General features: G+C 60.0%; 18 protein-coding genes and 1 tRNA gene. 5 read left to right on the plus strand and 14 right to left on the minus strand.

Features of this window, described 5'->3' with window-relative positions:
• Positions 1 to 32: 32 nt before the first annotated feature.
• The 7 genes from NWI01_RS05050 to NWI01_RS05080 all read right to left on the minus strand — a co-directional run bounded on the left by NWI01_RS05050 (position 33) and on the right by NWI01_RS05080 (position 11451).
• The gene (locus NWI01_RS05050; RefSeq protein ID WP_141382841.1) at positions 33 to 956 is read right to left on the minus strand and encodes a glycosyltransferase family 2 protein; all 924 of its coding nucleotides are present in this window, start codon (positions 954 to 956) and stop codon (positions 33 to 35) included.
• A gap of 15 nt (positions 957 to 971) precedes the next feature.
• Entirely contained in the window at positions 972 to 3176 is a 2205-nt protein-coding gene (locus NWI01_RS05055; protein WP_141382842.1) for a glycoside hydrolase family 99-like domain-containing protein, read from the minus strand.
• A gap of 161 nt (positions 3177 to 3337) precedes the next feature.
• The gene (locus tag NWI01_RS05060; RefSeq protein WP_141382882.1) at positions 3338 to 5380 is read right to left on the minus strand and encodes a tetratricopeptide repeat protein; all 2043 of its coding nucleotides are present in this window, start codon (positions 5378 to 5380) and stop codon (positions 3338 to 3340) included.
• Complete coding sequence (locus tag NWI01_RS05065) at positions 5380 to 6726, minus strand: HlyD family type I secretion periplasmic adaptor subunit (RefSeq protein WP_141382843.1); 1347 nt, start codon at positions 6724 to 6726, stop codon at positions 5380 to 5382. The genes NWI01_RS05060 and NWI01_RS05065 overlap by 1 nt, the downstream gene beginning before the upstream one ends.
• The gene (locus NWI01_RS05070) at positions 6716 to 8950 is read right to left on the minus strand and encodes a peptidase domain-containing ABC transporter (protein ID WP_141382844.1); all 2235 of its coding nucleotides are present in this window, start codon (positions 8948 to 8950) and stop codon (positions 6716 to 6718) included. The genes NWI01_RS05065 and NWI01_RS05070 overlap by 11 nt, the downstream gene beginning before the upstream one ends.
• Before the next feature lie 364 nt (positions 8951 to 9314).
• Positions 9315 to 9941 (minus strand): class I SAM-dependent methyltransferase, encoded by a 627-nt coding sequence (locus NWI01_RS05075; protein WP_141382883.1) that lies wholly within the window; start codon positions 9939 to 9941, stop codon positions 9315 to 9317.
• A 301-nt stretch (positions 9942 to 10242) separates the two neighbouring features.
• Entirely contained in the window at positions 10243 to 11451 is a 1209-nt protein-coding gene (locus NWI01_RS05080; RefSeq protein WP_141382845.1) for a calcium-binding protein, read from the minus strand.
• A 461-nt stretch (positions 11452 to 11912) separates the two neighbouring features.
• On the opposite strand from NWI01_RS05080, the gene NWI01_RS05085 reads away from it, so the two are divergent.
• A complete protein-coding gene (locus NWI01_RS05085) occupies positions 11913 to 12572 on the plus strand; it encodes a ParA family protein (RefSeq protein ID WP_141382846.1) in 660 nt (219 codons plus the stop codon).
• A 79-nt stretch (positions 12573 to 12651) separates the two neighbouring features.
• On the opposite strand, the gene NWI01_RS05090 is transcribed toward NWI01_RS05085, so the two are convergent.
• Positions 12652 to 13047, minus strand: coding sequence for a transposase (locus NWI01_RS05090; protein ID WP_141382847.1), 396 nt, complete (start codon positions 13045 to 13047; stop codon positions 12652 to 12654).
• A 166-nt stretch (positions 13048 to 13213) separates the two neighbouring features.
• Between NWI01_RS05090 and NWI01_RS18785 the strand changes: the two genes are divergently transcribed.
• Positions 13214 to 13396: a hypothetical protein gene (locus NWI01_RS18785; RefSeq protein WP_181410370.1), complete on the plus strand. Its 183-nt coding sequence runs from the start codon at positions 13214 to 13216 to the stop codon at positions 13394 to 13396.
• A gap of 206 nt (positions 13397 to 13602) precedes the next feature.
• Here the strand turns inward: NWI01_RS18785 and NWI01_RS18790 are convergent, their stop codons facing one another.
• From NWI01_RS18790 to NWI01_RS19290, 3 genes are all read right to left on the minus strand, one after another.
• The gene (locus NWI01_RS18790) at positions 13603 to 13758 is read right to left on the minus strand and encodes a hypothetical protein (protein WP_181410371.1); all 156 of its coding nucleotides are present in this window, start codon (positions 13756 to 13758) and stop codon (positions 13603 to 13605) included.
• 54 nt (positions 13759 to 13812) lie between these two features.
• A complete protein-coding gene (locus tag NWI01_RS05095) occupies positions 13813 to 15507 on the minus strand; it encodes a methyl-accepting chemotaxis protein (protein ID WP_141382848.1) in 1695 nt (564 codons plus the stop codon).
• 250 nt (positions 15508 to 15757) lie between these two features.
• Complete coding sequence (locus NWI01_RS19290) at positions 15758 to 16030, minus strand: hypothetical protein (protein WP_210242940.1); 273 nt, start codon at positions 16028 to 16030, stop codon at positions 15758 to 15760.
• A 32-nt stretch (positions 16031 to 16062) separates the two neighbouring features.
• Here NWI01_RS19290 and NWI01_RS05100 point away from each other — a divergent pair, with 32 nt between their 5' ends.
• Positions 16063 to 16953, plus strand: a complete 891-nt coding sequence (locus NWI01_RS05100; RefSeq protein ID WP_141382849.1) for a hypothetical protein — start codon at positions 16063 to 16065, stop codon at positions 16951 to 16953.
• Between the two features lie 29 nt (positions 16954 to 16982).
• Here the strand turns inward: NWI01_RS05100 and NWI01_RS05105 are convergent, their stop codons facing one another.
• Positions 16983 to 17324, minus strand: a complete 342-nt coding sequence (locus NWI01_RS05105) for a hypothetical protein (protein ID WP_141382850.1) — start codon at positions 17322 to 17324, stop codon at positions 16983 to 16985.
• Between the two features lie 39 nt (positions 17325 to 17363).
• A tRNA-Ile gene (locus NWI01_RS05110) sits at positions 17364 to 17439 on the minus strand.
• 554 nt (positions 17440 to 17993) lie between these two features.
• Here NWI01_RS05110 and flhA point away from each other — a divergent pair.
• Together flhA and NWI01_RS05120 are read left to right on the plus strand one after the other, a co-directional pair.
• Complete coding sequence (gene flhA, locus NWI01_RS05115; protein WP_141382851.1) at positions 17994 to 20123, plus strand: flagellar biosynthesis protein FlhA; 2130 nt, start codon at positions 17994 to 17996, stop codon at positions 20121 to 20123.
• Positions 20124 to 20444: 321 nt separating this feature from the next.
• A complete protein-coding gene (locus tag NWI01_RS05120) occupies positions 20445 to 20645 on the plus strand; it encodes a hypothetical protein (protein ID WP_141382852.1) in 201 nt (66 codons plus the stop codon).
• A gap of 235 nt (positions 20646 to 20880) precedes the next feature.
• Here NWI01_RS05120 and fliJ read toward each other — a convergent pair whose 3' ends face one another.
• Positions 20881 to 21306, minus strand: a complete 426-nt coding sequence (fliJ, locus tag NWI01_RS05125; RefSeq protein WP_011313855.1) for a flagellar export protein FliJ — start codon at positions 21304 to 21306, stop codon at positions 20881 to 20883.
• Between the last annotated feature and the right edge of the window lie 20 nt (positions 21307 to 21326).

Below are 21326 nucleotides of genomic sequence, written 5' to 3' on the forward strand. Positions count from 1 at the left end.
CGCACGCCGGTCTGGCTGGATCAGATCCAGGACTATCGCCACCTGAGCGGCATCGTCCACTCGTTCCAGTCCACGGTCCGATGGTCGGGATGGTAAGGAGCATACAACTGCTTCACCCAATAACAAAAGTTCGGATGAAGCTTGATAAGGTTGTAGAAGGCGTCTCCGAAATTTAGGGGGCTGAGGCAAACCCTGTTGATCGGCCGTTGAGCTATCGCGTTGACGCAGTATGACGACATGCAGGCCTTCGTTTCGCGTTCGGCTACGTTGCTCAGGCTGCGAAAACTGTTCGTCGAATGGAGCCGATACATATAGCGATCCGATTCAACGTATTTTGGCTCGACCACCGTTACGGCGCGCAGCGCAAACTCCCAGTCGTGGCAGTATTTCAGGTCGGATAGCAACCCGATTTTCCTGAGCAGATCTCTGCTCAGGACGAAGTTTCCGCTTGAGGCGGCGACCTGTGAATCCAGGAATATCCAGGATAGCGGAGAGCCCGTTATCCGGCTGCGATCGATGGCGTATCGAAGCCTCGTCGGAAACTGGTGAGTCGTGACGGGCTTGCCGCTTTCATCGATCGGCTCGACCGCCGAAAAGCCAAAGAACAGCTTCTCTCTCTCATACTGATTCGCAAATATCCGGATACGATCCTTCGAAAATTTATCGTCCGAGTTCAGGAAGAAGATCATTTCTCCCTTGGCGAGCGACAGCGCCCTGTTCCAGGTGCAGGGTGCTCCGAGGTTGAGAGGATTCTTCAGAAGCGAGCAGGATGCGAACCGCTTGGCAAATGATCTTTGTCTGAGCATTTTCTGCGCGATCTCGAAGCTCCTGTCAGGCGAGTGATCGTCGACGATAATGAGCTCGACGTCGGAGAAGGTTTGCCGATAGATCGTCTCCAAGCATTCTTCGATGTACGCTTCATGCTTGTAACAAGCGATGACGACGCTGGCCAACATGCGAATTCTCTCAACTCAACGTCGAATAACGATCGAATGATTCGATCTGATGAGCGCGCGGCTCCCCTCACCCACCTCCAGAACCGCAATCTGGTACTCTCCTTCAGGAAGGTCATGCACAAGAAAGGAGAGCTGGAAGCCAAAATAGCAATCACTGCTCTTGGTCCTCATATACTCTTTGACATCAAATCGCTCATGCCAGTCCACGACCAGGCAGTAGCCATTTTGATCCTGCTTTCTGGAATCCGTGGAGAGGAGGATGAGGAAAGCTATCCTCTGCTTGTTTGCCTCGAAGGCATCGCCCGCACAGACCCATCCCCGCACGAGCACGACGGATCGCGGGTCCACCACCACCCGTTCGTTCGTTTGCGAGTTGATGTTCTCGATAACCAGCAGCGATTCAGCCGGATTTTCCGGTGCGCCTTCCGCCTCGACGGGCATCCCGGCGCGCGTATGCTGCAGGCCGGAATAGACCATCTCCGACCGATGAATGTTCGCAAGAAGCTGAACGTGAGTCGATGCCTCCTTCATCGCCTGCTCGAGCTCCTGCCGGCTCAGGCAGTCCAGCAAATCCGGATTCGAGCGGACCTGAGCCGAAATCGGCTCGGACGACGCCACCCTTCTCACCGCTTCCAGGAATGCCCGGCCGTATCGCGAGTCCGGCTCCAGGTGAGCCCCCTCGGCCCATTCGTTCCAGGAGTTGATGAAGACGATCGGCTCCGCAAACGGACCGCGTCTTGCCCGCCCCGCGGCGTCCCGCAGCCAGACCTCAAACGCCTCCGGACTCGATCTGTTGAAGACATGCCCCCGTGAGCCTTTGCGAGGCGTGTTATCCCAACGCGGCATGACGGCAGGAAAATAGGGAAAATCATAGGTCTTGCCCAAGGACGAACGCACGGCATCGACATAGTCGTAAACTTTTCCGGTGAAGCTCTCCGGCGCGCCCAGCTCGGACAGCGGCTGCTCCCTCGTCGAGACGGTATGCGGAGGAAACTCCACGGCCGCATCGCAGCTCAGGTCACGCGGATCGAATTCTCCGAATGTCATGGCGTTGCAGATCAGAATTTCGCCGATGCCCAACTGTTTTGCTCTTGCGCGCCATGTATCGAACAGGCTCTGCCTGTCCGGCAACAGGGAGGGGCGATAGACCAGAATGATCTTGCGGCCATCGACCTTGATATAGCGCTCATCGAGCAGCAGCTGCGCCATATCGTCGATAAAGCGAACGTCATCCTCCAGCGCGTGATTCTGTCCGAGCAGAAGCTCGGCATCCGAACCGTCCCAGCGACGCGACCAGTTCTCGTTCGCCCAGCAGATGCAGAACGGCAGGTCCGGCTCTCCATCCTCCAGAAGAAGCTCCAATGGTCTTTCGAGAAGCCTGCGGCCCTGAAACCAATAGACGTAGTAGCAGAAGCCATGAATACCGTAGCGCCGGGCCAGCTCGGCCTGTTGCCGGCGGGTCTCCGTCAATCTCACGTCATAAAAACCGAGGTCCGCCGGCAGCCAGGGAGATTGATGCGCGGGAAACTGAGGACGCATACGCGAGATATTGGTCCATTCGGTAAAGCCGGGTCCCCACCATCGGTCGTTCTCCTCGAACGAATGGAACTGAGGGAGATAGAAACAGACATGACGCACCTGTTTGCCGGCCGGATCCGGATCAGGCGTGATAAGCCTGTTGTTATTCGGGATCAGCAGGTCCGTGTAATCGGAGGGTGAGAATCCGAGCGCAACGACCAGCTCATCGGGGGCGATGGCGTCAAAGAGCGGGATCTCGAAAAACTCTCCATCATCCAGCCGCACGCGAAGATAGATGTGGGTCTGGCCCGGATCCGCCAAAGTGTTTCTGAGCGCACGCGCCAGGCGGCGGCGCGCGACAGGGTTTGCCAGATCGATCCGGAATCCGGGACGGCCGATTGCCGTTCCAGACCCGACTCCCGCAGGAGCTGCGCGATCCGTTCTCGTCTCCTCGATGGCGTGAGACCCGACAAAGAGCGAAAGAGAAACAGATTCCGTCAACGACCTGGTATCGACAATCCAACCGGAGATTTCCCGGCCGGACTGCTCCAGTATCGCTCCGCGAAGGCGCGCACCCGACTCCAGATCGTCGAGATCCGGATCCAGGAACGAGCTTTGAAGATTTTCCTCATGTGAAATGGGACTGGCGACGGGTTGCGTCCCCTTTGCACTTCTCACATCGCGTTCCGCAATCTTGTTCATCGCACCCGAATCTCCTCACAGCCCTGAAACTGGTAGACACATGACCTCGCATCACACGAGCGGCCCAAGGCAGGCACCTGCCATCCCGTCGGCGAGACCTTGCGTGAAGAAGGATAGCCCCGCATTCATTCCTCAAGATCGAACCTGATCGCGAACGGCGCTCAGCCATCAACCGTCGTTACGCCGATCGCATTCAGGCGGCGCCGGGCGCCTTCATGATTGTGACCGGCCGCCCGGCGATACCACTGCACCGCCGCGTCCTGATCCTTCGTCACGCCGCTTCCCGACATCAACGCGTCGCCGAGCGCGATCTGCGCTTCCGCCACATCCTGCCGGGCCGCCTTCTCCAACCATTCAACCGCCTTCCCGGCGTCGGCCTCGCATCCCTGTCCTTTTCCAAGCATCACCGCGAGGTTGAACTGCGCGACCCTGTGTCCCTGTTGCGCGGCGGCCTCGTACCACTTCACTCCCTGCGCAAGATCCTGGGCCAGGCCGGAGCCGGTGCAATACAGCACGGCGAACTGAAACTGCGCGCCGGCATGGCCCGCATGCGCGGCCTTCGTCATCCAGGACGCGGCGGTCTCCGCATCACTGATGCCGCTGCCCGGATCGAGATGAAGCAGCGCCAGGGTATATTGAGCATCGACATGACCCGCGCCGGCGGCGCGGGCGAACCATGCAACCGCGGCCGCGATGTCTGCTTCCCCCCCGAACTTGCCCATATGCACCACGCCAAGCTGGAACGCGGCCGGCGCGTGATCCGCCTCGGCCGCCTCGATCAGCAGCGCCCTTGCCTGCTCAAGCTGTTCCGCCGAACCCTCCTGGTGAAGCAGGAAAAGCGCATAGGCTGTCCTGGCGTCCGGGTCTCCGCCCATAGCTGCCTTACAGAGCCATTCTCCCGCCAGCTTGGGATCGCGCGGAACCCCATTGCCTGCCGAGTAAAGTTTTCCGAGTTGCAACTGCGCGGCGGGGATGCCGCCTTCGGACGCGCGTTCGAACCATTCGATCGCGCGGTCTACATCGCGCTCGACGCCGGATCCATTGAGATAGAACACGGCGATGTTGAACGCGGCCGTCGCGTGACCGTTGCGGGCCGCACGCTCGAACCATTTTGCAGCCTGACGAATGTTCGGACCGACGCCGGTGCCCGTCGCATAGAACCGGCCCATGAAAAACTGCGCCTGTACGTCGTCCCGCTCGGCGGCCTTCTCGTACCAGACCGCGGCCTCCCGCAGATCCGGAGCGAATCCTCCGCCGTGGGAGTAAAACTCCGCCAGCGCCTGAATCGCGGGAAAGTAGTCCCTGCGCGCCGCCTTGCGCAGCGCGGTTTCAGCCTTGTCGACATCCTTCGCGACACCATGGCCTTTCAGGCGCAACAGGCCGATGTTGTACAGCGCGATGATATCGTCATGCCTCGCAGCGCCCTGGAACAGACGGGCCGCTTCCGCGGGATTCTCCGGCATTCCCGTTCCCTTCAGGTTCATGAACGCGAGCGCGACCTGCGCCCTGACATGATCCTGCTCGGCCGCCTTGCGATACCAGGCCGCGGCCTGCTCGAAATCGACGGGAACCCCTTTGCCCTGGAAATGGATATCGCCGAGAGCGAATTCCGCCGCAGCGCAGTTCTGCTCAGCCGCAACCCCATACCATGCGAGCGCGATCTGGAGATTCTTCTCGCAGCCGAGTCCTTCACTGTACATATTGCCGAGGACCGTCTGCGCTTCGGCTTTGCCTTTGTCCGCCGCGGCCGATATCCAGTGAAACGCCGCGTCAACATTCCGCTCAACGCTCGTTCCATGCGGAAACACAAGCTGGTGTATGTTCGACGCCTTGTCGCCCAGACGTATGGCCGAGGACTGACGCCATGTTTCGTGGCGATGCAGGCCCAGCAGCGGCTTCTCCCCCTGCAGAAAGATCAGGCCGAGTTGAAATTGCGCTTCGACATGGCCCAGCCGCGCCGCGCGCTCATACCAGATCGCGGCATCGGGCACGCTCCTGACAACCCCTTCGCCTTTCACATAAAGCTTTCCTATTCGATAGGCCGCCTCGGCCTCGCCCGCCTCCAACGCCAGCTTCCAGCACCTGATCGCTTCAAGATACTCGCCACGCTCATACGCGCCCATTCCATGCTCGAAGGGGCCACCGCGAGAAGACCCAAGAACCGGACGACGAACCCATTGGAGAAGCGATCTGGATGAAAGCATCATGGCTCCCGCATGGCCTCGCTCATGCCTTTCAACATTCCGCCGAGCAGATACATCGCCACAGAACGGGTCCCGACGTTGATGTCTCCTTGCAGGGTCATGCCGGGAATGAGACGAAAATTACTCGGCACGCCCTTGAAGGCGGACGCGTCCACCGAGCATCTTGCCTTGTAATAGGCATCGACCGGTTTGCCGTCATCGTCGGTCGTGAATGTGCCTTCGCTGATCCAGCGCACCTTGCCATGCGCCGTGCCATGCTCCGCCGCATTGAAAGCGTCGATTTTCATCACGCAGGGGTCGCCTGCCCGGATGAACCCCACATCTCGCGCGGAGATCCTGATTTCCGCTTCCAGCTTGGTATCGATCGGCATGAGCGTAATGAAGGGATCGCCTGGCTTGAGCACTGATCCGACCGAAAGCTTGGCCATCGTCAGGACCACGGATGGTTCGGCAGCTGTCCAGCGCACGAGATCCTGGTGCTTGAAAGCTTTTTCATAGGTTGCCCGCGCTTCATCCAGCTTGTTGCGCGTCGTCACCAGGTCCTGGCTCAGTTGCGCAAACCATTGCTGCTTGAACGCGTCGCGATCGGCGGTGATAGATCCCAGTGTATTCTGCGCCTCGATCAGGCCGTTGTGGGCATTCTCCAGCGTCCGCAGCAACTCCAGCCTGGCGTCCTGGGAGATGTACATGTTGAGCTGGGATCCGGTGCCGCGCTCGGCGAGCGTCGTGCGCATCTGCTCGATCTTCGCCATGATCTCTTCGCGCTGCCGATAGCGGGTATCATCGGCGCGAAGTTTCTCGATCGTCGCCTTGGTTTCCCTGATCTTTGATTCGAAGCTGTTGAGCTGGGCCTGATACTGAGCCACGCGCTGTTCATAGAGCGCCTTCTGCAAAGCGGCGTACTTCTGGAAGTCGGAATCCGGATTATCAGGAAACACCAGTGGCTGCTGTTTCAACTCGGCCTCATCGCGCCCCGCCTGCGCCTCCAGGCTCGCGATCTGCAGCTTCGCCTGCGTCAGATCCGCCGAGGTGAAAGTGGCATCGAGCGTCGCGAGTAGCTGCCCGGTCTTCACCTGCTCGCCCTCGCGCACGTCGATCGTCTTGATGATCGATGGATCGAGCGCCTGCAGGACATTGACGTGACCGACAGGGACGATGTTTCCGCTCAAGCTGGTGATGACGCGATCGACCTGCGTAAGACACAGAATTGCGACGATCGAAACCAGGAATGCGGACAGCACGAACAGGGTGACGCGCGCGACCAGCGGCTCCGCCGCCTCCCGGATTGCGTCGGTCTCCGACTGAAACTGGCGAACGGTCGCGAGCGAGGCCTGGCTAGGAGACAAGGGTTGGACTCCGGAGTTTCGGCTTATCGCTGCGGACCGCGGGCGCGAGGTGCGTATTCTGCTGGTACCAGAGCGAACTGTAGATATCGTTCCGCGCCAGCAGTTCCTCATGCCGCCCGATATCGTTGACCACGCCACGATCGAGCACGAGGATGGCATCGGCGGTCGTCAGCGACGACAGACGGTGCGAAATGACGATCAGAGTCCGGCCGCTCGCTATCCGCGCGATGTTGGCATTCACGATGGCTTCGCTGTCGGCGTCGAGCGCGCTCGTGGCCTCGTCGAGGATCAGAATCGGCGGATCGACGATCAGCGCGCGCGCAATCGCGAGCCGTTGCCGCTGCCCTCCTGAAAGATTGGGCGATCCTTCGTAGACATAGGTTTCGTAGCCGCGCGGTAGCTTGTCGATGAACTCCTCCGCGCCAGCCAGCCGCGCCGCCTTGACGATATCGTCAAAAGTGGCGTCAGGAGTGGCCGCGCAGATATTCTCCCGGATCGTGCCGCTGAAAAGAAAGTTCTCCTGCAGCACGATGCCGACATTCCGGCGCAGGTGATCGATGTCGTATTCGCGAACATCGATGCCGTCGATCTTGATCAGTCCGTCATAGTCGGAATGCAACCGTTGCAGGAGTCGCGTGATCGTGGTCTTCCCCGAACCGCTCTTGCCCATCACACCGAGCGTGGCTCCGGGCGTCGCTTCAAAGGAAATACCGTTCAGCGATGGCGAAACCGCCCCCTTGTACCGGAAGGTAACGTCAGAGAACTCAACCTTGCCTTCAATCGGCGAGCGAACGCCGTGGCCGGAGCGGCCCTCCTCGGCCGGCTGGTTCACCAGCTTGCTGACCGTAGCGACCGCACTCCGCGCTTCGTCGTACTGATTGATCAGCTGCGCGATCTGCATCAGCGGGCCCGACACGCGCTGCGACAGCATCAGGAAGGCGAACAGCGCGCCGATATAGACGGGATCACTGTTTACAAGTGCGAGATAAACGCCGACCGCATAAGAGCCGCTCACCGCCAGCCGCTCCAAGGGGCGCACCACCGCCTGGATCGCGTTTCCGGTCATCCCCTCCGCAAGCCGCGCCTTGGCCACGCGCGCAACCAGCACATCCCACATATGTCGCTGCCGCGCGTCGAGCGCGAGCGACTTCACCGTTCGGATACCGTTGAGCGTTTGAACCAGAAACGCGCCTTGAGCGCCTTCGGCGACCAGAACGGCATTTGATATCTTACGGTAGGTCGGCAGCATCAGCATGAGCCACCCGACGATCATCGCCGATATCGTCAGAACAATCAGCGTCATGATCGGGCTGAAGAAGAACATGACAGGCAGGAAGAAGATCAGCGTCGTCGAATCCAGTATCGTGCCGAACAGCTGCCCCATCAGGAACGAGCGGATCCGATAGACTTCATGGATGTCGCGCGCCACGAGGCCGACGGCGGTCTGCTCGAAATAATCGATCGGAAGATTGAGGACCTTCTCAAACACGTAGGTGGACAGCTTGACGTCAAGCCTGGTCGTCAGCCGATGGACAAGGACTTGCCGGAGGAAGGCGAAGACGGCCTCGAATGCGATGATGACCAGCATCGCCAGACAAAGCACATAGAAGGTGTTGAACGCGTGATAGAAGATCACCTTGTCCGACAGCAGGCGCCAGAACATGATGGGCGCGAGGCCGAGGAAGCCCAGCACCAGCGCGGCGATGGCGACATCCCGAACGATACGACGCTCGCGAAACAGCAGCGCCGCGACGAGACCGAAACTAAAGGGTTGCGACTCGTCGGAGATTTCGTAGTTGCGCTTTGCCAGAATGACATCCCCGGACCAGATGTCTTCAAAGCGAAGCCTGTCGATCACCAGCAGGGCGTCTTCCGCGGCGTTCGGATCCCTCAGAGCGATGCGGGTATTGTTGGCGTCTCCCTCCACGGCCAGCAGCACCATGAAGCTTCCGTTGCGGAGGCCGACAATGGCCGGAAGCGCCTTTTTCAGATGGGACAGCCCGTCCCAATCCAGATTGACGTGCTTCGACCGCATGCCGGCGTTCTCGGCGCAGCGGACCAGCTGGCCGGGAGACACCTCGCTTTCGGCAAGAAGATTATCCTTGGTGAGCTGGGTCGACGTGAGATCGAGTCCATGCTGCCGGGCGATGATGACCAGGCATTCGAGGCCGGACGGCGGCATGGGATCGATATCGGCATCCTCGGCGACGGCTGGCGCGACCATGAATCTCGCTCTGTCTGTTGCAATTCATGATAGGTCATCTTTGCTATCAATAGATTGATAATGACCACTCAATAATAACATTACATACAATGAAAGTGACGGAAACACGAACATCTTAAAGTGATAAGGCGGCGACGTTCGGGCGGTAATCGACCGCATTCATCGCGCTACGGAGCCCGGATCAAGCAGCAGGAAGCCTGGGCTTAACATTGTGTCCCGCACGCATCGGTCGAGGCATGGCGTTTTCGAGCGAAAGCATGCTCTCAAGGCTCGACCGCGGGATGGGCATACCGGTGCGCGCGAATGAAGCGCGTCAGATCAGATCTGAGAACCCCGTTTTTGGTTCATCAGAAGCGGAGGGGTTCTAACCCGCCAGTTCCTGGAAGTTGAACCCGCTTACCAACAAGGTTTTCTTGATGGCTGCATCATCAGCCTCGGGCATCAAAGCCAGCGCGCAGACCTCGAAATTCTGCATCGCCACCGACACGGCGGGAAAGCCGGCCGTCAATAACAGATTGCCGAGCCTCTCGGCGGTAAACCCGGTGCGGTGAGCCATATGAACATGCCCTTCCTCGATCGCCCGGGAATGACCATAGAGCATGTCGAGCGGCCGGATCGGACCGGCCGGCGAGTGATAGGCGACGGCCGCAATGCCTTGCTCGACGATAAAGCGAGCCACCGCCGTAACATCAGGGCTCATGATCAGGGCGAAGCCGTCCGGTTTCAGGACCCGATGGAACTGGCGCAGGGTGGGGAAAATCTCGTGGGCATAGAGATGCTCAAGAACGTGCGATGACCATATCACATCAAACGATTGCGGCGCGAACGACGTTTCCAGTTCGAGGATGGAACCTACGACGTGAGGTTTGACCTTCGGGTCGATATCAAAGCGCAATTCCTCCAGTCCTCGCTCCTGAACCAGCCGAGCGATTCGTCTGGCGGATCCGGGGCCGGAGCCCGCATTGAGCAAGCGCTTGATAGCTGGGTTCAATATCGGCTCCTGGTTCCCGCCGGAGCTATCGGAGAACAAGATCGAACCATACCGCTCCGGCGACCGCCAACCATGACCGTATCGATGTGGCCTCACAAAGGCACGAACGGCCTTGGGGTCTTCATGTTTTGACGCGTCTTCTTCACGCGAACCGGATTCCATACCCGGCTCAGGTCCGAGGACATGCTTCGCTCGAAAACACTATAGAGGCCTGTCATTGCATCACAGAAACGAAGAAGTATCACACAAGCAAAAGCCCCGCCGAGGCGGGGCTTTAACAATCCTGTCCTCCTGGCTCGGACTACGAGAGCTTCGGCAGGGTGACGATCTGGTCGCTGAAATGCAGTTCCTCAACGCCATTAACCGCGACGGTCTGTTGATCGCTGAAGTGCAGTGTGTAGGTCGAGGTGCTCGCATCGACATCGATCTTGGCGACATCGAAGAACGACCGGCCAGCGAATTCAGCCGTGTCGTTACCGCTGCCGCCGAAGATCGTATCGCTGCCACTGCGCGCCTCGATCCGGAAGGTGTCATCGCCGCCGCCGCCGTACAGCGTGGAGTTGGCACTCCCATCACCGGACAGCAGCGTAAACTGATCATTGCCAGCACCGCCCTGCAGCACATCGCCCTGCACGCCTACCAGCGTGTCGTTCCCAGCGCCGCCTATAAGCGTGTTGTATCCTCCCGTATCGCCGCCACCGCCATGGTCGCCGCTACCTCCGCCACCATGATCCCATCCACGGTCACCGCCGCGACCGCCACCGTGATCATCTCCGCGACCCCATCCACGGCCATCTCCACGACCGCCGCCATGATCATCTCCGCGGCCCCATCCACGGTCATCTCCACGACCGCCACCGTGATCATCTCCGCGGCCCCAACCACGGTCATCTCCACGACCGCCGCCATGATCATGCCCACGGCCAGCGGCGCCGAAGGCGCTGTCGTCCGCACTGGCAATGCGCGCGTCGCCGCCACTGCCCGCGGCCCGCGCACCACCGGACACCAGGAGGTCATTACCAGCACCTCCGTCCAGCGTATCGTTGCCGGTACCGCCGTAAATGCTGTCATTGCCGGCCCCGCCGAACAGCAGGTTATCGCCTTCGCTCGCCCGGATCACATCGTTGCCGCTGCCGCCGTAGACCGTATCGTTGCCGCTATCATGCAGGTTGATCGTATCATGCCCTTTGCCTGCGGCGACAAAGACGTCGTTATCCCCTCCGGTCACGTCAAGCCTGGCGCTGTGATCATCCAGCACGATCGCTTTCAGGTTGGGGTTCGTCTCGACATTCGTCGAGTTGGATACCCCCAGAATCTGGACGACAGGCGGAACCTCTCCGCCTGGAAACGGCCCGGACTGGAGCCATCCCCTCGCACTATTGTCGTCATCGTTGAACACACCGCTTTGCTCGAGCGAATCGATCAACGCCGATCGCACGCCCGCCTCGATGTTTCCGTTACTATGGAAAAACTCGCCTAGCTCGGTCTTCGTCAGGTAGGAAACGGCCATGGCGCCCTCTAGCTGGATTCTTTAAGAGACTGAATTCTTCAAGAGTCATGCGAAAGCAGAGATGACGGTCGACGCCAATCGACACCGCATGCTGCAATTCGAAGGTGCTAGACTTTGTGCCAAATCCGAGCCTCGCATATAACATATAAATGTTATGCAAGCCCTAGATTGTTAAGTACATGTTAGTGGCACCGCAGCACCGAAGTCAAGCGTCAAGTTACGCTCCCTTCATTTAACATTTAGGGGGGTCGCATCCCTGGCCGCCATGCGTGCTTCGCCGCTGGGATTTCGGGCCGATTTCACCCCATTCCCGCCGAAATCGTGGGGCAGACATGCAAAAAACGTAAGGAAGACCGCTGAAAACCTTACCTCACATCCAATTGTGACGACCGGCCAATCGATGGTAACGTTCGCGGATGCTTTTACCAGAAAATGTGAGGATGTGTTATCGTGGCGCCCGCATGAGTTCTCCCCGTCTGAGACGGAGAATCATCACCGTTACTCAGCGCAAAGGCGGTGTCGGCAAAACCACGATCGCTATCTGTGTCGCCGCCGCGCTCGCGCGCCGCGGACACGAGGTTGCGCTTGTCGACAGCGATCCCCAGCGTTCCGCCTCGCAGTGGGCGGAGCCTGGCAATCTCGAATTCCCCGTCTATGAAATGGCTCTGGAGCAGACGTCGGTCCCTGCCTGGGCCCAGGAAGTGCGCAGTATTGAAGCCGGAATTGTCATTATCGACACCGCCCCCAACGCAAGGGAAATGGGAGCCTCGATCGCCGTGGCTAACCTGATCCTGGTACCCTGCACCCCGTCCGGCCTCGACCTCGACGCGACGCTTCAGACGCTTGCGATCATTGACGCCGCACGCGAGCGCCGCCGGGATCGAATCAAGGTGATCCTGGTGCCGAACAGACTCGACCGCCGCACGCTTGAAGGAAGACAATTGCTTGATGAGCTGAGCACATTTGGCGAAGCGGTTGGCCCGCCGATCGCCAGTCGCGCCGCATTCGTACGTTGTTTCACCAGTGGTCAGTCGGTAGCAAGCTTCATGCCCGGAGATACCGCCGATCAGGAAATCCAGGAACTCGCGGACGCGATCGAACGGATCGAACTGGAGGAATAGGCCAAAGTCTGCACCCGCCGCGAGACCATTTCTTGTCTCTCTCCGGGATCTCTGCCTCTCCGGGCAATCATGAGAGCGGCTATCTCGAATTGGCGGGACCGAGCAGAGCCTGGATCACACCTTGCGTTTCCGACTGGGGAGGGGATGCGGAAACAGCAGCTTCCTCGAGCCTCATTTTCTCAAGCAGGAGGTCCGTGACAATCTTACGAAGCCGCTGGTTCTCGAGCTTGAGTTCCTCCAGAACGTGACGCATCTGATCCGTCGCCGGAGGCTTGATGGATACCGCCGCTTCTCCCGCATTGTCCTGAGGAATATCCGCTTCCTGCCTTGGCAGAGGCAATTTCCTCCACCGATGAAGCGTCATGACGCTCACACCAAGCGTCTTGCAGACGTCGACCTGGGAACTGCCGGCGCGAGCGAGTTCATCCGCCCGGGCAAGCTTCGAAAGAATTTCCTCCCGCGAATGCTTCTTCATCTTCCTACCTGAATATGGCTTCGATGACAGAGAACGAAGCGCCTAAACAATGACCAGAATCAAATGAAAATCTCAACTTAAGAACAAGTTCACGACAATAATATAGTATGAAAGCCGCGCGTTGCGCTATCAATCATCACTCAAGTTCGCGCGAGTTTTATCTCTCATGTTAGCTGCGGTGCAGCGTAAAGTGACGAAGTCAGTCGATCCGGTTGTCGCGCCGGTCATAAATGACAAATATCACGCGAGCCGCGATCACGCATATCACTTCTTCGAAGCACGCGCGATATCCTCCGCCATTGTCTCAGTTTCTTATCAGGTCAATATTTCGCGTCTGGACAACCTGTAACACGGCCGCATCCCCCGTCGTTACCACAGGGCCGCCGACTGCGCCGCCAGCAGCGAAGGCATGCCGGTGCGGGTAACATTCTACGGCAGATCCCCATTTAGGGATATGCTCCGACCAGCGGCTGAATACGCGCAAGGATAAAAACGATCGGGGATCCGATCGTTCTTATCGTCCTCGTCGTCCTCGCAGCTCATTATGAGAGGCAGTCACGCTCCGGCCACCACACCGGTGATCCACGGGGCGGGGATGCCCATCAGGATCGACTCCGCCAGCCGCCTCAATCCGACGACGCTTGAGATTTGCTGCTTTGACGCGCTTTCTTCGCGCGAGTCGGCATCATTCCGGGTCAAGCTTGAGGACATGCTTCGACGCGCGCTGTCGCCTGCGCCCTTCTCACATCGTCCTCTATCAATGCTTCATGCAACCCGGACGGAGTTCAGGAAATTGTCGACCTCCGCCTTGAGCCTGGCGCTGTCGCGCGACAGCGTTTGAGCGGCAGACAGCACCAGGGACGAGGCATTTCCGGTATCCACCGCCCCGCGCTGGAGATTACCGACATTCGAGGACACTTCCTGCGCACCCTGGGCGGCATGCTGCACGTTGCGGGCGACTTCCTGCGTCGTCGCCCCCTGTTCTTCGATGGCTGACGCGATCGTAGAAGAGATTCCGGAAAGCTTTTCGATGGAGTTCCGGATCTCATTGATCGCGGCGACGGATTCGTGGGTGGCGGACTGGATCCCGCTGATCTGTTGACCGATTTCGCCGGTGGCCTTGCCGGTTTGCTCGGCGAGCGCCTTGACTTCCGAGGCGACGACCGAAAATCCGCGACCGGCTTCCCCGGCGCGCGCCGCCTCGATGGTGGCGTTCAGGGCGAGAAGGTTGGTCTGTCCCGCGATATTGTTGATCATCTCGACGATGTCGCCGATGCGAGCCGCAGCGCTCGATAACGCGCTGACGCGCTCGGTCGCCGAATGCACCTGATCGACGGCCTCGCCCGCCATGCGCGCCGATTCCTGCACTCGCTGGCTTATTTCATGGACCGAGGCAGTCATCTCCTCCGTGGCCGAGGCCACCGAATTGACATTCGAGGAGGCCTCGGTCGAACCGTTGGCGACGCGCGCGGCAAAATCCTTTGCATGGTCGGCGTTCGAGGCCAGCGTCGTCGCCGAAGCCTCCAGTTCGGTCGCCGATGTCGCGACAGCCTGAACGATCTCGCCGATGGCCGCCTCGAAGGAATTGGCGATCTTGGTCATGTCGATCTTGCGCTGAGCGTCGGCCCGGCGTTGCGTGGAGTTGACCTCCTCCCGGCTGAACCGGATAAGCGTCTGCACGGTCTGGAGGTTGCGGAGGGCTTCGCCGATCTCGTCGTCGCGCCTGATTTCGATCCGATTGTCGAATTTGTCGTGGACGAGGTTCAGCATCGTTTCGTTCAGGTGACGCATCGGCCCCTCGAACGCACGCAGGGTCTGGCGTCCCACCATTCCCCCGACAGCGATTCCGGTGGCGGCGAGAAGGATGAGGGCGAGGCCCCATATGCCGCCGATGACGGCTGCGCCCAGCAAGCCGCAAGCCAGCAGAAAAGCAGCCTGCACTGTGATCAGCGTTGTCATTCGCGCCCGCATGGTGCGGGTAAACAGTCCGAAACGATCAAAGACCGATCGCTTCCTGATAATGCCGGCGTCGATCCGATACGGATGGGGACGCTTTTCGCGAATGGCCGCATACACGTCTTCCGCGAGGGTGCGCTGGTCGGCGGCAAGCCTGGTGCGGATCGAGGTATAGCCGGTGACCTGCCCGTCCGTGCGGATCGGCGAGGCCGTTGCCAGCACCCAGTAAAAGCCGCCGTTCTTGCGCCGGTTCTTGATGGCGCCGACCCATGGTTTCTCGGCCTTCAAGGTGTCCCAGAGATTCTCGAACGCCTCCGGCGGCATGTCCGGGTGACGAACGATGTTATGCGCCTTGCCTATCAGTTCCTCGGTGGTGAATTCCGCGGCGTCAATGAAGTCCTCATTGACATAGGTGAGACGCCCCTTGAGATCGGTCCGGGAAACGATCAGCGTGTCATCGGAAACGGGATACTCTTCGTCGGTAACCGGAAAGTTCTTGCGCACGGGAAAACTCGCCAATCTGTTATGGTGAAAGCAAGCGTCACGACCGATGTGCCGTCATGACGCGATTCGCAAGAAATCGCGTCAGCGGAAATCGGTACCGAACCCTCAAAAGCTTACCTGGGATTGAGATCGCGCCGAGATCGATGAAAGCGGGGCAAGTGAACCATCGGGAGGCACCTTCTGTGGCTTACCGGAACTCGGCTCTGACGCGATGGCGAGAGGATGGAACAATTCAGTTAAAAAACGGTGGCTACGCGGCAGGGCCTGCGTACTCCAGCCTGCCGGCAATCAGCAGACGGAAGCCAACATCACCCAGGCATGCCGGGATGTCCGGATCATCACCCGCAAGGCGCTGCTGATGGCGCTGGGCGTCGTCGAAACTGATCATGAACCCGCCGCGCGTGGCGTCGGTGCGGTCTCGATTCTCAACCTCGGCGGCTTCTTGTGCTATTGCCGGGGGCGCTGTTCCTTGTTCAGCCGCAGGCAAAGGCCCGGCCAGGACGCACACGGACATAGTACCCACCCATCATCCTCCTTCGCCATTCGGAGAAAGTCATGCGACACGCTTCAATCGCCGCGCTGGTCGCGGGGTGCCTGTGCGCCCCCGGCCTTTCCATCGCTCAGGAACAGGTCATCTGGCGGGAAACGCAGAACCTGCCCGTGGGCCTGAATCTGCCCGCCGGAATGAAGGCCGATGTCCTCGGTATTGCGGTTGGCGGCGGCTACTCGGACGCCAAGGCCAAGTTGCAGGCGCTGCTATCGGAAGCGCCTCCGGCGGCGGCAAAGCCGATGACGGAATCCGAGCGGTTCGCGGCGGAGCGCAGCGGGTCGGACATGCGCCCGCCGCTGACCGAGGAAACCACGGTCATCACAATGCATTCACCCGGCACCTCGGCGCGGGTCGAGGCGACGTATATCGGGGATCTGCGGCTGGCGCGCCAATTGCCCGGATCTGGCGCTGTGAAAATCCGCGAGGAAATTCTCGTCCGCCTCAGCGCGCCGTCCTCCGGCCATCAGGTGCTGGGGGTCGAGCGACGGCTGGCCTATGACTCCGCCGACGAGCCGCGCGTCTCGGAGATCATCGCACGGCTTGCGGAGAAATTCGGGGGACAACCGCAGGTCTACAACGGGACGGAATACAGATTCCAGTTCAACGACGGGGCGGCCTATGTGCCGCCGCAGGGGACGTTGTGGACGGATTGCTACAACTATCACGTGATCGACAGCAGCCAGAACCTGCCTCTCGCCAACCGGACCGGCACGTGTGACGTGCTCATGACCGTGCGCGTCAGCCCCGGCAAATCGTCGGATCATGCCCGCGAACTGACCTTCATTCTGAGCGACAACGAACGCGCCAAACAGAACGTGGGTGCGGACTACGCCTTTATGTCGGCCTACATCGATGAACTGGCCAAACGCTCCAGCGGAGTCGCGCCGAAGTTGTAACCAACGGCAAACGGCTCGGCCAACGCTATTCAAACGAAATGGAAACGCATGGCGATACGCGGGCGCTCGGTGGCCTCCTCGAAGGCAGAACGGCGCTGGCGATAGAAGCCCTGTATCCCCTGTAGTTGCCGGGGCGTTACGCCTTGCTGATGTTTCTTGGAAGCATCGTTCTCGCGCTCGCCCTGCCGCCAGGCGCGCCATCGGCTCGCCGAAAGCCGTGAACTCTGAAGAGCCTGAGCAATCGTTCCAGGCAGGCAGTTCATCATGCTGAGTGACAAGGAGAAGGCCGGTATCAAGGCCGAGAAAACATACCGGCAGTCGGTGCGGGACGCCAAGGTACGCGAACCGTGATCCACTTCGCTCGAGAACATTATAATAGAGTCGGAATCGAGAAAGACGGAGGGGTAAGTTGGTGGGCCCGGAGGGACTCGAACCCCCAACCAGACCGTTATGAGCGGCCGGCTCTAACCATTGAGCTACAGGCCCCGGCCGGACGTCGCGTGCGCAACCGCCGTCGGCGCAAGGCATCCCTTACAATGTCATGTGCCGCGCGGCAATCGGCGGTCGGAACTGTTGAGGGCCGGAGTTTGCGGCCGACAGACGGAAACGGCCCGATGGTGGCGCGTATCCTCTTCAAGCCTCGATCAGGATGCAAACGCCGCACCCCGCCGGAATATTAACCCTTTGCTAACCATACACCGGGCAAATTTTGCCCAGGAAGCCGCGCGTCGCCAGATGCACGGAATGGCCCCTCGCGGACGCCAGCGCGTCCCACTTTCAAGGTGGGGCGCCGCGACGGCCGCGCAGACGCCTCTAACGTTGTCGAGCAAAGCATCTCCTCGGGCGTGACCCGCGGATGAACATGGGTTCGCGTGAAGAAAACGCGTCAAAACAACTGCCGGGGTCTGGTTCCACTGCGTTGAATCAGACCCCAGCCTTAACTTTTTGATCGAGCATGATCCTGTCCGAAAACCGGTTTCCACTTTTCGGGATCATGCTCTAGCGCGTGCGAGCGGTCCCGCGCGAGGGAGACGACGAGGATGAAGGGCATCACCGCGGATCAAGGCGCAACCGCACCAGCCTCGGGTTTCCCAACCTTCAGCCAAATCGGGGTCATGCTGAAGCGCGGTGATCTCGCGCTCGCCTTCGGTATCCTGACGATCCTCGTCGTCCTCATCATGCCGCTTCCGGCGATGATTCTCGATCTCCTTCTGGCGATCTCGATCACGCTGTCGATCCTGATCCTGATGACCGCGCTGTTCATCCAGTCGCCGCTGGAATTCTCTTCCTTCCCTACCGTGCTGCTGATCGCGACCATGCTGAGACTGTCGCTGAACCTCGCCTCCACAAGGCTGATCCTGTCGGACGGGCATGAAGGCCCGGCCGCCGCCGGCCATGTCATCGAAGCCTTCGGGAACTTCGTGATGGGCGGCAATTTCGTGATCGGCATCATCGTCTTCGGGATCCTGGTGATCGTGAATTTCGTGGTCATCACCAAGGGCTCCGGACGCATCGCGGAAGTGGCGGCGCGCTTTCAGCTCGACTCCATGCCCGGCAAGCAGATGGCGATCGATGCCGACCTCTCCGCCGGCCTGATCGACGAGAAAACCGCCAAGGAACGGCGCAAGGCGCTCGAGGACGAAAGCGGCTTCTTCGGCGCCATGGACGGCGCGTCGAAGTTCGTGCGCGGAGACGCCGTCGCCGGCCTGCTCGTTGTCTTCATCAACATCATCGGCGGCATGATCATCGGCATCGCGCAACAGGACCTGAGCTTTGCCGATGCGGCGCACAGCTACACCATTCTCACCGTCGGCGACGGGCTGGTGACGCAGATTCCCGCTTTGATCGTCTCGACCGCGGCCGGCCTTCTGGTTTCGAAGGCCGCCGTCACGGGCGCCGCCGACAAGGCCCTCATGAAACAGCTTTCCGGCTATCCGCAGGCGCTCGGCATGTCGGCCGGGGTGATGCTGGTGCTGGGACTGCTGCCCGGCATTCCGATGCTGCCGTTCGTCGCGCTCGGCGGCGGCGCGGCCGCGCTCGCCTGGAGTTCGCGAAAACGCCAAAGCGCGGCGGCCGCCGAAGCCGTGGCCGCCGCGGCGTCCGAAACCGCGGGCACAGCAGCCACGAATGTGGAGGAGCCGATATCGGCGGCGCTCAGAATCGACGATCTGAAGATCGAACTCGGCTACGCGCTGCTGCCGCTGGTCAATGGGCCGGACGGGCAGGATCGCCTCACCGAGCAGATCAAGGCGCTCCGCCGGTCGCTCGCGATCGAGATGGGATTCGTGATGCCGTCGGTACGGATCCTCGACAACGTGCAACTGGAGGCCAACACCTACATCATCAAGATCAAGGAGGTCGACGCCGGCTCGGGGCGCATCTGGCCGAACCAGTACATGGTGATGGATCCGGCCGGCGGTCAGGTCGGAGTCCCCGGCATTCACACCACGGAACCGACCTTCGGATTGCCGGCGACGTGGGTCGACGCCTCGCTCAAGGAAGAAGCCTCGCTGAAGGGTTATACCGTGGTCGATTCCGCGACCGTGGTTTCGACCCACCTCACCGAACTGCTCAAGGTCAACATGTCGGACCTGCTCTCCTATGGCGAAGTGCAAAAGCTTCTGAAGGACCTGCCGAAGGAACAGGGCGAACTGATCAAGGACATCGTGCCGGGCCAGATCTCGATCTCCGGGATCCAGCGCGTGCTGCAGCTTCTCCTCGCCGAACGCATTTCCGTCCGCGATCTGTCCACGATTCTGGAAGGCATCGCGGAAGCCCTCGCCTTCTCGCGCAATCCGGCCACACTGGTCGAGCACGTGCGCAGCCGCCTTGCACGTCAGATCTGCGCCCAGAACACATCGGTCAACGGCTACCTGCCACTGGTCGCGCTATCAGCCAAATGGGAGCAGGCTTTCGCCGAATCCATCATCGGTCAGGGGGAGGAACGCAGCCTTGCGATGCAGCCGTCAAAGCTATCGGAATTCATGGCGGCGGTGCGCGATCGCTTCGAACAGGCCGCTCGCGAAGGCGAGGCTCCGGTGCTGGTGACCTCGGCCGCGATCCGGCCATTCGTCCGCTCGCTGGTCGAGCGTTTCCGCGCCCAGACCCCGGTTCTATCGCAGGCCGAAATCCATCCCCGCGCCCGGCTCAAGACGGTCGGCAGCATCTGATCGTCCCGCTCGAATCACACCGGCCGTTATGCGGCATTTCTGCATCAGACAAATGGTTTGTGTCTAACCTCGCCTGTAGGTACGGGGACGCGACCAGCCTCCTTACTTAATTAAGTAATTGATATAACTATCAAATATTAAGATTCCTGCTTGGCGGCGTAGTTCGCTGATCGCGGCTGTTCACACCTTTTCACCACCTTGTGATCGCTTCTTCGGAACATCGACGCCAGTTCCTACGTTGTAGGGGCGCGAGACGATGAACCTGTGCGCGAGAAGCGGAGACTAATCTTCAACAAGGAAGTGGATGGGCAGGAGGCTTCCATGAATCATTCGATTTACAGCGCGGATCGGACGACCCACCTGAAAATCGTGGTTGTAGCTCTTGTTGCAGGTATCGCAGTGGCAGGTTTCGCCATTTCAGCGCGCATGAACGCTGATGACGGCTATACGCAGACGGCACGCATCATCAAGGCAGGCAAGCCGATGGCGGTGACGAGTTCGAATGCGATGGTCGTTCGTTGAAGGAGTTTGAAGAATTCACGAGGCTTCTTTAGATTTGCCCCCCGAAGTCGCCACGTGAGTACGTAGAGGACCCACTAACCCCAAGTGGACTACGATGGAAAACGCCCGCCCCCCACGGGCGTTTTCTTTTTTTGCGATAAGCACACTATCTGGTTCGCGGGCGCGTAAGGGGAGCTTCTCTCATCGGGGAACCACCCCTCGGTTCTCAGATTCGAGCGAATGAAGACTGGAGGGTTCACGCGATGGAGGCGGCCCCCATGCGCGAGCGCATCAAACCGATACTGTCGAGATCGGCCTGCTCGCGAGCATTCTCTTCCGCACGTTCGCGCGCCTGGTCGCGCTCATCGAGCAATTCGACCTTCTTGAGATCCTCAAACGCTTCCGCCAGCGACATCTTGGCCTCCTCGAGCTGAACGCGCAGTTCATCTGCTGAGCGGGTGAGATTTTCCCGGCGCTGGATCGCTGCCTTGGCATAGGTCGGATAAGCGAAATGCGTGGGATCATCGATCCCGGCACGTTCCTGCTCGATTTCGATTTCACGCTCCAGATCGACCGACATGCGCTGGAAGTCAGCAATCATGCTTTCGATCTGAGCCACCCTCCGACGCTTCTCCTCGACCTGGAATTTCTTCAGGCGGATCAGCGTTTCACGCGACTTCATCGACTCGTACTCCCCAGAAG

Source organism: Nitrobacter winogradskyi, from assembly GCF_006539545.1.
In the GTDB taxonomy this organism is placed as follows: Bacteria; Pseudomonadota; Alphaproteobacteria; order Rhizobiales; family Xanthobacteraceae; genus Nitrobacter; species Nitrobacter winogradskyi_A.